Genomic DNA, 14,093 nt, shown 5'->3' on the forward strand with positions numbered 1-14,093 from the left:
CAACTTAAATAAACTCAAGGAGGAGATTGTTATGGTTCAGATCATCGCAGGAGCAAAGGGAAAAGGAAAAACTAAATATTTACTCGATATGGCGAACACGGCTGTCAAAGAAGCCAAGGGATCCGTTGTCTATCTGGATAAGAGTTCCAAACATATGTATGAGTTGAATAACCAGATTCGCCTTATCAATGTACAGGAATATCCGATTGATACCAGCGATGGATTTATCGGATTTATTTGTGGTATTATCTGCCAGGATCACGATCTGGAGCAGATGTATCTTGACAGCTTCCTGAAACTTGCCTGCCTCGAGGGAGCGGATATTGAAGAGACCTACAAGACGCTGGAGACCATCAGTGAGAAATATCATGTAAAATTCGTTTTAAGCATATCCATGAATGCAGCCGATCTTCCAGAGTGCGCGAAAGAAAGTGTTGTAGTATCTTTATAAGAGATTCAAAATGAACGAAACCGCAGCTGTCAGCGCAGGGCGGAGACAGGAGACTGTCCGATTCATCTGAAAAAGGAGAATTGGATGGTCTCTTTTTTTTCCTAATTTTCTAGTTTGGGCTCAAAACCATCTTTCCACATTTTCATTGAAATGCTTCTTTTGCAGGTACCACCTTTGGGAAAAAATAGATATGCTTTTACATTCTTTTCAAAATTGAAAGGATTTTCTATCATATATATGAAATTTTGCATTAAATGAAAAAATTACAAAATATACTGAAAAATAATTGTAAAATTTTGATTTATACGGTATAATGACACGTGTCGGGAGACAAAAGATTACGATACATCTATTTGTGAGATAGATACAAAAGTATACGGAAATCATTTAAAAGACAGGAAGGAAAATACTATGAATGCAGAATTTTACCAAGGGAACCGACAGCGGCTGTATGACAGCCTTCCGGATCACACCCTGCTTCTCCTGTTTTCCGGTTCTTCCATCCGAAAGACAGCCGATGAAAATTATCCGTTTTATGCCGATCGGAGTTTTCTCTATCTGACCGGCATTGGGCAGGAACACACAGTCCTGATGGCAGAGAAAGACGGAGAAGAGGTACAGGAAACACTTTACATACTTCCGCCGGATATGCTGGCAGAGCGGTGGACCGGGAAACGGTTCACACCGGAGGAGGCCAGGGCGCGATCCGGGGCCGCGCAGATCGCATCGAGCGGCGAGTGGGAAAACCGTCTGAAACTTCTGATGCGGAGCGGACGGTTTGAGCGGATTGCGATGGATCTGTACCGGCACGATCCGGAGGATGCAGATACCGAGAGTATCCGGATGGCACGGAGACTTAGAAAGTGGTACCCGGCAGCCACACTCACGGATATTTCCCGTCAGATACGCCGCCAGCGCACCATCAAGCAGCCGTGTGAGATCGAGGCGATGCGGGAGGCAGTCAAGATTACGAGGGACGGCATTCTGGCGATGATGAAGGCATCAAAGCCGGGAATGTACGAATACCAGTATAAAGCCGAATTCGACTACGCACTGGCGCAGCACGGATGCCTTGCACCGGCATTTCCGAGTATCATTTCCGCGGGAGCCAATAATTTCTGTATTCACTATTATGAGTACACAGGGCAGGCGAAGGACGGCGATATGATTCTCAACGACGTAGGCGCCCAGTACGACCACCTCTTCAATGATGTATCGCGCGGCTGGCCGTGCAACGGAAAGTTTTCCGAACGGCAGCGACTTCTTTACACATGTGCATACCGGACTTCGCAGCACATGTTCTCCATCATCCGGCCGGGAATGAAGATGGCAGACGTGGATCGGCTGGCGAGGGAATACAATTTCGAACAGCTCAAAGCGATCGGCTTATGTGACCGGTATGAGGATGTCGGCAGATATATCTGGCACGGCGGCGCCCACCATGTTGGCTGGGACACACATGATCTGGTCGATGTCGATATCGTAGAGCCGGGTATGGTTTTCTGCGTGGATATCGGCATCTACTGCGAGGAATGGGGCATCGGCTTCCGCCTCGAGGATAACTGCCTGGTAACGGAGGATAGCTGTGAGAATCTGACAGCATCCATCCCCAGAACGATAGAAGAAATAGAATCAGTGATGGGAGGAGAGTAAGCATGGAACAGTTACTTGCGTATATGCAGAAAGAGCACCTGGATGGCATGTTCATCAGCCGCCCGGTCAATGTAAAGTATGTCAGCCATTATACCGGCGAAGATTCCTGGCTTTTTATCACGGAGCAGGAAAAATTCTTTCTGACAGATCCGCGCTACACCGAGCAGGTTTCCTATGAATGCCCGGATTACACGATTTTGAACTGGAGAGACACCTACGGTTCCATCGGAAAGGCACTTGCCTACGCAGCGGAAAAGGTTGGGGCAAAGACGATCGGCTTTGAAGCAGCCCACCTGACCGTTGAACAGTACCAGAACCTCCAGTCGGAGGTAAAAGCAGAGCTGGTACCGGCGGACGGTATCATCGAGGAGTTCCGCTCCATCAAGAAGCCGGAAGAGATTGAGTGCCTGCGTATCTCCTGTGACATTGCTTCAAGGGCATATGAGAAGATTCAGAAGGATATCCGGGTCGGCATTACCGAGAAAGAGCTGGCGGCGCGTTTAAGCCTCTATATGGTTCTGGAGGGCGCGGATACACAGCCATATGGCAATATCCTCATCTCCGGTGCGAGAACATCCCTGCTTCATGGAATCCCGTCTCAGAAAGCGATTGAGTACGGCGATCTGGTCCTGATGGATTATGGATGCCAGTATCACGGTTATTTATCTGATATGACGCGTACCCTGGTAGTCGGACGCGCAACGCCGAAGCAGAAGGAAGTATACAGGATTGAGCAGCAGATGGTTGCCGCGGTGGAAGGATTCTTAAAAGACGGTGTTTCGGCATCGGATGCATATTATGAATCTACGAAGATCATCGAGGGGAGCGAGTATTTTCCATATCACTACACAGGAATCGGACACGGCGTCGGCATGTTTGTCCATGAGATTCCATTTATGAGCCCTGTTTCTAAAAATATCGTGCATGCCAATAATGTCATGACCGTGGAACCGGGTATCTATATTCCAGGATGGGGCGGTATCCGCATTGAGGATCAGCTTCTCATCACGGAGACAGGCAATGAAAACCTGATCAGCGCCACAAAGGAACTGATTGAGCTTTAATAAAAAAGGACAAGGAGGAATATTATGAGAAAAAACAAACTACTTGCACTGGGATTAGCTGCACTGATGGCAGCGAGTGTAGCGGGCTGTTCCACTCCGAGCGCTTCGGTGGATGATACGAAGGCAGCGGAATCGGGAAGTGACAGTTCCCAGAGCGCAGCAGCGGGCGAAAAGATTTTCCGTTATTCCAACACGGCGGATATCGCGACGATTGACCCTGATAAGACAAACTCTGTAGCAGACGCGACCGTCTCCTATCATATCTATGATGGTCTGTACCGCAATGTACAGGGTGAGCTTCAGCCGGCAACCGCTGAGAGCTATGAAGTCAGCGATGATGGTCTCGTATATACTTTCAAACTCCGTCAGGATACAAAGTGGAGTGATGGACAGACTGTTACGGCTAAGGATTATGAGTACGGTATGAAGCGTCTCTGCGATCCGGCAGCAGCCTGCCCTGCCAGCTATCTGGGTGCTGTTTTAAAGAACGGCGCCAAGGTCAGTGAGGGTGAACTTCCGGTGGATGAACTGGGAGTCAAGGCACTGGATGACTTTACCCTGGAGATTACGCTTGAAAATCCGGCTGATTACTTTGTCAGCATGACAAGCATGAGTGCATTCATGCCGGTACGTGAAGACCTGGTTGAGAAATATGGCAATGAGTTCGGCGGAAGTGCCGACAAACAGGTTTACAATGGACCGTTCGTTGTAAGTGAATACAGTAACGGCAAGGTAGAACTGACGAAGAACCCGGATTACTATGACAATGAAAAGATCAGTCTGGACGGCGTTGAGATTCTGACCGTAGCCGATCAGACTACCGCTGTTTCGATGTTCGATGCAGGCGAGCTGGATCTGGCAGAGGTTCCAACCGAGCTGGCAGCGCAGTATGAGGGCAAGACACAGTCCTACTACAACGGCGCAGACGATTATGCGGCACTGAATCACCGGAATAAATATCTGGCAAACAAGAACCTGCGTCTGGCGATGAACTACGCAGTCAACCGTGAAGAATACATTCTTCTGACCCACAATGGTTTATATCAGGCTAACCAGAGATATGTGCTTCCGCAGGTTCGCGGCGTGGACGGCGAGTACGGCACCGAGTATCCGTTAGAGGCATTCCCGCTTCAGGGTGATATGGATAAGGCAAAAGAGTATCTGGATACGGCATTATCTGAATTAGGTCTTTCCAGTGCTTCTGATATTTCCCTGAAACTGGTTGTATCCGATTCTGACACAGCGAAGAAAGAGGCAGAGGTTGTTGCAAACCAGTGGAAGAACAACCTGGGTATCAACGTAGATATCAACATGGTTCCGTACGCAACGAAAAACGCACTCCTGGTTCCGGACAGTGATGAGTACGATATCATCATGAGCGGCTGGGCACCGGATTACTCTGACCCGTACAGCTACCTGGAGCTCTGGTACAGCACCTCCGGTTACAACTACTTAAATTACCACAGTGATGAATACGATAAGTACATCGACGCTTCCAAGACAACTTCCGGTAAAGAGCGTATGGACAATCTGTTCAATGCAGAGAAGACACTCCTGGAAGACGGCGCACTGGTAGCGCTTCAGTTAAGAGAGGTTCCGTATATGGTATCTGACCGTGTACAGAATCTGGGCGCATACTTTGTTGGACTGAACTATGACTATATGTATGTGGACATCACAAACTAATCCATCATCTATCCAAAACATATTGAAAAACCTTAGAAGATGATTGAAGCACCTGCGCTTCAGGATCCGGCAGAGCAGCCGGATTTCTGAAGCGCAGTACATATCCGGTGGCTGCCTGGCGGATGAATGAGCCGTAACCGGCGGCCGGAACAACCGTATTTGGGATGTTCCCGTAGTTAAAGGAGCGTGAACCTATGAAAAAATATATACTGAAGCGGGTGGGAATATCCATTGTGACTGTGTTTGTTCTCGTATCCGTTGTATTTTTCCTGGCAAGGCTGATGCCGGGCGGACCCTTCAATGATCCGAAAATGTCAGCAACCGCGAAGGCCAATTTAAGTGCCTACTACGGATTCGATAAACCCTTACTCCAGCAGTATCTGACATATCTGAATAATCTGATTCATGGAAATTTCGGTTTTTCTACCAAATATCCGAGCCGTACCGTCAATGACCTGTTAGCAGGCGCATTTCCGTATTCGGCAGACCTTGGTATCCGCGCATTATGTTTTGCGATTTCCTTTGGTCTTGTATTTGGTATTATTTCTGCATTAAACCGTGGCAATAAAATTGATTTAATCTTTGTGATTGTAGCTGTATTTGGTACAAGTGTCCCGGACTTTATCATGGGCGCACTGCTGCAGCATTTCTTTGCAGTCAAATGGGGTCTGTTCCCGATCGCGCAGTACAAGGGCTTCGCCTACACGATCCTGCCGTCGATCGGACTGGGATTCTACACGATGGCGTCCGTCTCGCGTATCATGCGTGCGAGTATGCTGGAGGTAGTCCAGCAGGATTATATCAAGACAGCGCGCTCGAAGGGCATTTCAAAGTTCCGTGTGACCTGGAAGCATCAGATCCGGAACGCGATCATGCCGGTTGTCACGATCCTCGGTCCGACGGTAGCAGCCGTTCTGACCGGTACATTCGTTATCGAGTCCCTGTTTGCTATCCCCGGTATGGGTAAATATTATGTTGAGAGTGTGCAGAACAACGATTACTCCCTGATCCTTGGCATGACGGCGTTTTACGGCACATTCCTGGTATTCTGCAACATGGTAGTTGATATTCTGTATGGCGTGATCGACCCGAGAGTGCGGATCGGTGGAAAGTAGGTGGCAGTATGGGTGAGATGAAAATGAAAGATGGAAATGTGCTGCCTTCTGAGAATTCCGGCGCAGCAGCGGGCACATCCAAAAATTTGACAGATGGACGCACGATTACCCGCGACAAGTTTGAGATGGTAGGTAAAAATATTGAAAAAATGGAATCGATCTCTCGACCAAGCCTGACCTTCTGGCAGGAGGCGTGGAGACGAATCCGGACAAATAAGGCGGCATATTTCAGTCTGATTCTGTTGATTGCATATGGACTGTTAGCGATCTTTGCACCGATGTTCAGCCACTACGGATTTGATCAGCAGGATGCCTACTCGATGAGCAAGGGGATTTCAGCAGCTCATTGGCTGGGAACCGACTCTCTAGGGCGTGACCTCTGGGTACGTGTTTGGATGGGCGCGCGTGTTTCTTTGACGATCGGTCTTCTGGCAGCCCTTTTAAATACTGTAATTGGTACAGTGCTGGGCGGTTTCTGCGGCTATTATGGCGGCAAGTTTGATATGATCGTCATGCGTATCATCGATGTTATTTATGGTATTCCATCCCTGATCGTCTGTATTTTGGTTATGGTAGTATTAGGTTCCGGCGTTAAGAGCTTAATCATTGCAATGGTTATTGTTGGATGGACGGGAACCTGCCGTTTTACCAGAGGCGAAGTATACCGCTTGAAAGAGCAGGATTTCGTACTGGCAGCCCGCGTCATGGGCGAGTCGGCGTTCACAATCATCGTGCGTGAGATCATCCCGAATATCATGGGTCTTCTGATCACAAACCTGACAATGGCAATCCCGAGCGCCATCTTCCAGGAGGCGTTCTTGAGTTATATCGGTCTCGGCATTTCCCCGCCGCAGGCAAGCTGGGGCGTTCTGGCAAAAGAGGGAACCCGTATGATGACGGCAGCGCCGCATATGCTGTACGTGCCGGCATTCTTTATCTGTACAACCGTACTGGCGCTCAACCAGCTCGGAAACGGTCTGCGGGATGCATTTGACCCGAGACTGAGAGGAACGGAATAGGAGGTAGGAGACAATGGCTAAAAATATATTGGAAATCAAGAATCTGACCTTTTCGTTCCATACATACGGCGGCGTGGTAAAATCCGTCCGGGATGTTAGTTTTAATGTACGCGAAGGCGAGATTCTTGGAATCGTAGGCGAGAGCGGATGTGGCAAGAGTGTTACCTCCCAGTGCATTTTAAAGCTCAATCCGGAGCCGCCGGGATTTTTTGAGGGCGGTTCGATCAAATATAAAGGCGAGGAGATCATCACCAAGACAGACCGCGAGATGCGGAAAATCCGCGGTGTGGAGATTGGATTTATCTTTCAGGATCCGATGACCTCGTTAAACCCGACCATGACAGTTGGAAAACAGATCGAGGAGGTCTTTGTCGGACGGAAGGGGATGACCCGGGCAGAAGTCAGGGAACGGGCGCTGGAGATCCTGCGTCTGGTCGGCATTAATGAGCCGGAGCGCCGTTATAAACAGTATCCGCATGAGCTGTCCGGCGGTATGAAACAGCGTGTCATGATCGCAATCGCGCTGGTTGGCAAGCCAAGCATCATCATCGCGGATGAGCCGACGACCTCGCTGGATGTAACAATCGAGGCACAGATCCTGGATCTTCTGAAGGAACTGCGCGATAAGATGAACACCTCGATTATCTTGATTACCCACGATCTCGGAGTTATCGCCAAGATGTGCGATCGCGTGCTTGTTATGTACGGCGGCAAGGTGGCTGAAAAAGGAACGGTTGATGAGATCTTCTATGAGACGGCACATCCGTACACGGCAGGTCTCATCAAATCAATCGCTACGCTGGATACCTCCAAGAATCAGAAGCTGGTGCCCATCGACGGAACACCGCCGGATCTGTTCGCACCGCCGAAGGGATGTCCGTTTGCAGCGCGCTGTGAGTTTGCGATGAAGGTCTGTTATGAAGAACAGCCGGAATTTCACAGGCTTTCAGACGAACATACCTGTGCGTGCTGGCTGCAGCATGAATATGCGCCGAAGGTGGATATCATGAAAGGGCTGACTGAGGCGCAGAAACAGGAAGAAGAGGAAAATGTTGCGGCACTGCCGGAAGAGAAACGGAGGGGACACCATGGCAAAACGAATTGATAGGAGCACACCCTTGTTTCAGGTCACCGATCTCTGCCAGTATTTCAATGTCGGCAGGGGTAAGGTGCTGAAAGCAGTCGATCACGTGCATTTTACGATTTATAAAGGAGAAACGTTAGGTCTGGTAGGAGAGAGCGGATGCGGCAAGTCCACGACGGGACGGTGCCTGGTAAAGCTGTATGAGCCGGCAGCAGGCACGATCACCTATAAAGGAAAAGATATTTTTAAATACACCCGTGAAGAGGAAAAGGCATTCCGCAAGAATGTGCAGATGATCTTCCAGAATCCACATTCCTCCCTGAACCCGCGTATGACGGTCAAGGATATCATCGGTTCCGGCATGAAACTGCATGGACTGGCGACGGACAAGGATGTGGATCAGAAGGTAGAGGAGATCCTGAAGCGCGTCGGTCTGAACCGCGACCATATGTCCCGTTTCCCACATGAGTTTTCCGGCGGTCAGAAACAGAGAATTGGTATTGCCAGGGCATTAGCGGTCGAACCGGAGTTTGTAATCTGCGACGAGCCGATCTCCGCACTGGATGTTTCGATCCAGGCGCAGGTTTTAAATATGTTAAAGGAACTGCAGGAAGAAATGGGACTGACCTATCTCTTCATCGCACATGACTTGAGCGTCGTTAAATACATTTCTGACCGTGTCATCGTTATGTATCTGGGAACGATGGTTGAATTTGCCGATTCCGAAGAGCTGTATGCACACCCGCTGCATCCGTACACGCAGGTGCTTCTGTCCTCAATTCCGGTTGCGGATCCGAAGCTGGTGCGTGAGAAGAAGCGTATCATGGTCAAGGGCGAGATTCCAAGCCCGATCAACCCGAAGGACTGCTGCCGTTTTGCCGAGAGATGTCCGTATGCGACGGAGGAGTGCAGGGCGAAGCTGCCGGAACTCCGGGAAGTGACGCCGGGGCATTTTGTGGCTTGTCATATGGTAAAGTAAATTAAATAGATTCGTGAAGGCGTCGAAGCTGACGGGGACAGGATAGCCTGGCTTCTCAGACTTATCATTGTTCGCTTGCTTTCGCTACAGATGCTCGCCTGATGCGGACTTACATCTGCCTCATTCGGACATCTGTGCTCAAAATGCGTACAATTTGATAAGCTGAAAGCCAGACCGCCCTGTTCTCGTCAGCTTCTTAGTTTTTTGGCTAATTGAGGGAGTAATTGTAGACATTGATCGCCGACTGGTGTAAAATATTAGTTAGAATTTTTTTAAAATTATGGCTGAATTTGGAAAATTTTAACGATATATAACAGAAAGGTGGATTTTCTATGCAGTACGATTTTGATACACCGATCGATCGGACCCATACTTGGTCGATCAAGCATGATTTTAAGAAAGAAAATGGGAAAGCGGATGATATTCTGCCGCTCTGGGTGGCGGATATGGATTTTCGATCGCCGGACAGCGTGGTTGAAGCGCTGAAAAAGGCAGTGGATCACGGGATTTTCGGTTACAGCCGGGCAGATGAGTCGTACTTTGATGCGGTGGCAGCGTGGTATCAGAAACGCCATCATCTGACTCTGCAGCCGGAGTGGATGACCTGCACGCCAGGTATCGTGTTTGCACTCTCGATCGCAGTGCGGGCTTTTACCCAGGAGGGTGATGCGGTGTTGATCCAGCCGCCGGTCTACCATCCATTCAGCCGGGCGATCCTCCGCAATAAGCGGACGCTGGTGGAGAATCCGCTGGTTTTAAAAGATGGACATTATGAGATGGATCTGGAAGAGTTGGAGCAGAAGGTGCTGGATGAGCATGTCAAACTGATGATTTTATGCAATCCGCACAATCCGGTTGGCCGTGTCTGGACGAGGGAAGAGCTGACCGCACTGGCTGACATCTGCCTGCGCCACCATGTATACGTGATCAGCGACGAGATCCATGGCGATTTTGTATGGCAGGGGCATGAGCAGACTCCGTATGCGTCGATTTCAGAGGAAGCATGCCTTCATTCGATGATGTGTACAGCGCCGAGCAAGACCTTCAATCTGGCTGGCATGGCGACATCAAACCTCTTTATCCCGGATCCGGAGATGCGGCGTAAATTCCGGTCGGAGCTGCTGGATGTTGGTCAGGAAAATATGAACCGTCTGGGATTGTTCGCCTGCCGTGCAGCGTATGAAGGCGGCGGGGAATGGCTGGATCAGCTTATCGGCTATCTGGCTGGCAATCTGGCACTGGTGCGCGATTTCTGTAAAAACCGTGTGCCGCAGATTCAACTGGTAGAACCGGAGGGAACGTATCTGGCATGGCTGGATTGCCGTGAACTGGGGATGACGGATGATGAATTGATGGCATTCTTCTCGAATGAAGCGAAGGTATGGCTGGATCCGGGCACGCATTCGGGTGAACAGGGATCTGGATTTATGCGCTTTAATCTGGGCAGTTCGCGCAGTGTGATTGCACAGGCGCTCGATCAGATCGAGGCGGCATGGAAAAAACGGAATGCATAATGAAAAATAGCAGAACCGTAAAAATAAAACGTTCGGAGGGATTGCATGGAATTTGAAGAAGTGGAGAATATTGGACAGCGGATCAAGGAGATTCGCAAGAGTAAATCTATCACGATCCAGAAGCTGTCCCAGTTTACCGATCTGTCAGTGGGATATCTGAGCAATCTGGAGCGGAACCAGGCAAGCCCGACGCTGAACAATCTGCAGCGCATCTGCGTGGCGCTTGGTATTTCGATCCGGGATCTGCTCAGTCCTTCCGGCGAGGAGAGAACCCTGATCCGCCAGGAGGAGCAGCAGTTATATGAATATGATGAGTACAAGCTTCAAATCCGTCGTCTGGATTTTGGAAAGAAACGCGGTATTTATGAGTTTTCAACCTATGATCCAGAGACAAAAGATACACCGCCGTCCTGGGGGCTGCATCCATACGCGGAGGTCGGAGTCATTCTGGAAGGCAAGATGGAGGTCAATCTGGATGGAACGGTTTATCTCTTAGGACCGGGCGATTCGATCTATATCAAGCCGAATCTCTATCACACGATGCGGAATGCGGGCGATACTCCCTGCCGCTCCTTCTGGCATCTGCAGATTATGGATGATTCTGTATAATTGACGGGATGAATTGATCTTGAAATTTGGACAATTCACTCGTATAATAAAGGCTGTACGTTGGGCTATACAGAATATTGCAAAAGTCCATGGCCGGAGACAAATTTGCGTGGATTTTTGTCTGGTAACTATGAAACTGCAGAAACAGCTGCCAGAGAAGTACATCGGGAAAAGGGAGGATAGAGCTGCATGGCCAAAAACAAGAAAATTGTACGCTACAGAAAGCCATTGAATATCAATGTAGGCATGATCATTTTTGCCATGATTTTCGTCTATCTTTCTTTCAGTGTCTATACATATCTCAGGCGGGATCACGTCCAGTTTTATGAGGTCGTCGAGGGAAGTATTGTAAATAATAAAGAATACAACGGAATCCTGTTTCGGGATGAGACAGTGGAAAATGCACCGCAGACCGGGTACGTCAACTATTATGTGCGCGAGGGAAAGCGGGCAGGCGCTGGGGCGCGCGTCTATTCGCTAGATGAGACCGGCGAGCTGGGGAAATTTTTGGAAGAAAATCAGTCCTCTGGGGTGTCCCTGTCAGCAGAAAATCTGGCTGATTTGAAGAAACAACTCAGTTCGTTCTGTTTATCCTACAACGATCAGCACTTTGAAAGCGTTTACGACGCCAAATATTCTTTGCAAGCTTCGGTTGCAGAGTATATGAATTTCAATGCGCTGGGCGATATGGATGCACAGCTTCAGGCACAGGGTATCAATTACAAACAGATATCGGCGCCCCAGCCGGGTATTATTTCCTATATGACGGATTCTTTTGAGGGGGTCGCGCCGGAGGAGGTGACGGCGGATTCGTTTGACCGGAGTCAATATACGCGGCAGGTGGGACGAGCTGGGGAACTGATCGAGGCGGGCACGCCGGTGTATAAGATCATCACATCGGAGAACTGGAGTATCGTGTTTCAGATGAATGACAAGGATAAAGAGCAGTTTGCCGATCAAGATACACTGACGATCGAGCCGTTGGGAAGTGATATGAAATTCCGGGGAAATTATTCGATGTTTACCGGTTCTGATGGCAATCTGTATGGACGCCTGGATCTGGACCGTTACATGATCCAGTTTGAATCCGAGCGTTTTATGACCTTCGAGATCTCCAGCGAGGAAACGCAGGGACTTAAAATTCCGGTATCATCGGTGATGGAGAAGGAATTTTATACCATTCCAGTTGACTATATGACAACGGGCGGCAACGCTACTGAAGATGAGGCTGGCTTCAATAAAGAAGTTTACGGCGAAGGCGGAAAGGCGTCGATTGAATTTGTCACGCCGGAGATTTACAGCTCAACCGATGAGTATTATTATGTCGAGAAGAGCGACGATGGGCTGTTAAAGAGCGGCGATTATCTGGTGAAGCCGGATTCAAACGAGCGCTTCCAGGTAGGACCGACGGCAAAGCTGACAGGTGCTTACAATATTAATAAGGGATACGCGGTGTTCAAGCAGGTGAAAGAACTTGCAAATAGCGGTGAATATTACATTGTAGAAAAAGGAACCAAATATGGATTATCGGTTTATGACCATATCGTGTTGGATGCCAGCACCGTATCGGATGGCCAGATCGTATATCAGTAATGATATTTCCAAAATATAGAGATAAGGAAGGTGTATCACATATGGTTCAGGAACAGTTAGAAGAAGTACGTCAGAATATACGGAACGCCTGCGAGCGGAGCGGACGGAAGGTGGAGGATGTCACGCTGATCGCGGTCAGTAAGACAAAGCCGGTGCCGATGCTTCAAGAGGCATATGATGCCGGCGCCAGAGATTTCGGCGAAAACAAGGTGCAGGAGATTCTGGAGAAGGAACCGCAGCTGCCGTCTGATATCCGTTGGCATATGATTGGACATTTACAGAAAAATAAAGTCCGTCAGGTAATTGACAAGGCAGTTCTGATTCACTCCGTCGATACGGTGGGACTGGCAGAGCAGATCGAAAAAGAAGCGGTCAAACGTGATCTGGACGTTTCTATTCTTCTGGAGGTCAATGTCGCCGGAGAAGAGTCCAAATTTGGTTTTGCCCCGGAAGAAGTCGAGGAAGCGGCACGCGAAATTGCAAAGTACCCGCATGTCCACATACAGGGACTTATGACGATTGCACCATTTGTAGAGAATTCGGAAGAAAATCGTGGTGTTTTTAAAAAATTATATGAATTATATGTTGACATGAAACGGAAAAACATTGATAATGTTACTATGAATGTCCTTTCGATGGGAATGACCGGAGACTATCAGACAGCGATTGAAGAAGGTGCAACTATGGTAAGAGTCGGTACGGGCATTTTTGGAACCAGGGCAAAGATAGGAGAGAAATAGGGTTATGAGTATTCTGAACAAATTAATGGATACAATGCGTCTCACAGAGAATGATGACGATTACTTCGATGAGGAAGATTACGAAGAAGAAAAACCGGTGATTAAGAAGCGTTCTTTCGGCAAGAGAGACGAAGAGATGGATGATTACCGCCACGAGGAGGAATCTAAGCCGCGTTTTCTGCCACGTTCCTCTAACAATAAGGTAGTGCAGATGCGCCGCAGCATGGAAGTATCTCTGATCAAACCTACTTCCATGGAGGATACGAGAGAGATTTGCGATTACCTGCTGGCTGGAAAAGCTGTTGTTTTAAATATGGAAGGAATCCACATGGAGGTTGCACAGCGTATCATTGATTTTACCTGTGGCGCGACCTATTCGATGGATGGAAATCTCCAGAAGATTTCCAATTACATTTTTATTGCGACACCGTCATCGGTTGAGCTGTCCGGCGACTTTCCCGAACTCTTAGCAGACGGTTCCATGAATGTTTCCGGGATGAATCTCCACTTCTGATACTGATATACTCCCAGGTTCGCTATATATCTGAACCTGGGAGTATTTATTATACAATCGGAAATTTGTGTG

13 protein-coding genes are annotated in these 14,093 nt (G+C 48.7%); all 13 read left to right on the top strand.

The window, feature by feature from the left end; translation table 11 throughout:
* Nucleotides 1–31: 31 nt before the first annotated feature.
* The 13 genes from DWV73_RS01885 (at nt 32) to DWV73_RS01945 (ending at nt 14,021) form a co-directional block, all read left to right on the top strand.
* Nucleotides 32–451: a hypothetical protein gene (locus tag DWV73_RS01885; RefSeq protein ID WP_022359521.1), complete on the top strand. Its 420-nt coding sequence runs from the start codon at nt 32–34 to the stop codon at nt 449–451.
* Nucleotides 452–862: 411 nt separating this feature from the next.
* Complete coding sequence (locus tag DWV73_RS01890; RefSeq protein ID WP_022359522.1) at nt 863–2,104, top strand: aminopeptidase P N-terminal domain-containing protein; 1,242 nt, start codon at nt 863–865, stop codon at nt 2,102–2,104.
* A 2-nt stretch (nt 2,105–2,106) separates the two neighbouring features.
* Nucleotides 2,107–3,168 (top strand): Xaa-Pro peptidase family protein, encoded by a 1,062-nt coding sequence (locus DWV73_RS01895; RefSeq protein WP_117795358.1) that lies wholly within the window; start codon nt 2,107–2,109, stop codon nt 3,166–3,168.
* Nucleotides 3,169–3,192: 24 nt separating this feature from the next.
* Nucleotides 3,193–4,854, top strand: a complete 1,662-nt coding sequence (locus DWV73_RS01900) for a peptide ABC transporter substrate-binding protein (protein WP_106999856.1) — start codon at nt 3,193–3,195, stop codon at nt 4,852–4,854.
* Between the two features lie 194 nt (nt 4,855–5,048).
* Nucleotides 5,049–5,969, top strand: a complete 921-nt coding sequence (locus tag DWV73_RS01905; protein WP_117795360.1) for an ABC transporter permease — start codon at nt 5,049–5,051, stop codon at nt 5,967–5,969.
* 8 nt (nt 5,970–5,977) lie between these two features.
* On the top strand, nt 5,978–6,988 hold the full coding sequence (locus DWV73_RS01910) for an ABC transporter permease (protein WP_242995696.1): 1,011 nt from the start codon (nt 5,978–5,980) through the stop codon (nt 6,986–6,988).
* A 13-nt stretch (nt 6,989–7,001) separates the two neighbouring features.
* Entirely contained in the window at nt 7,002–8,093 is a 1,092-nt protein-coding gene (locus tag DWV73_RS01915; RefSeq protein WP_022358656.1) for an ABC transporter ATP-binding protein, read from the top strand.
* A complete protein-coding gene (locus tag DWV73_RS01920; RefSeq protein WP_117795362.1) occupies nt 8,077–9,051 on the top strand; it encodes an oligopeptide/dipeptide ABC transporter ATP-binding protein in 975 nt (324 codons plus the stop codon). The genes DWV73_RS01915 and DWV73_RS01920 overlap by 17 nt, the downstream gene beginning before the upstream one ends.
* Before the next feature lie 332 nt (nt 9,052–9,383).
* Nucleotides 9,384–10,565, top strand: coding sequence for a MalY/PatB family protein (locus tag DWV73_RS01925; RefSeq protein WP_117795364.1), 1,182 nt, complete (start codon nt 9,384–9,386; stop codon nt 10,563–10,565).
* A gap of 45 nt (nt 10,566–10,610) precedes the next feature.
* Nucleotides 10,611–11,174, top strand: a complete 564-nt coding sequence (locus tag DWV73_RS01930) for a cupin domain-containing protein (RefSeq protein ID WP_117795366.1) — start codon at nt 10,611–10,613, stop codon at nt 11,172–11,174.
* Nucleotides 11,175–11,363: 189 nt separating this feature from the next.
* On the top strand, nt 11,364–12,767 hold the full coding sequence (locus DWV73_RS01935; protein WP_117795368.1) for an HlyD family efflux transporter periplasmic adaptor subunit: 1,404 nt from the start codon (nt 11,364–11,366) through the stop codon (nt 12,765–12,767).
* A gap of 41 nt (nt 12,768–12,808) precedes the next feature.
* The gene (locus DWV73_RS01940; RefSeq protein WP_106999861.1) at nt 12,809–13,507 is read left to right on the top strand and encodes a YggS family pyridoxal phosphate-dependent enzyme; all 699 of its coding nucleotides are present in this window, start codon (nt 12,809–12,811) and stop codon (nt 13,505–13,507) included.
* Nucleotides 13,508–13,511: 4 nt separating this feature from the next.
* The gene (locus DWV73_RS01945; protein ID WP_022358650.1) at nt 13,512–14,021 is read left to right on the top strand and encodes a cell division protein SepF; all 510 of its coding nucleotides are present in this window, start codon (nt 13,512–13,514) and stop codon (nt 14,019–14,021) included.
* The last annotated feature ends 72 nt before the right edge of the window (nt 14,022–14,093 follow it).

Origin of the sequence: Clostridium sp. AF12-41, from assembly GCF_003461685.1 — a bacterium.
GTDB lineage: Bacteria > Bacillota > Clostridia > Lachnospirales > Lachnospiraceae > Otoolea > Otoolea fessa.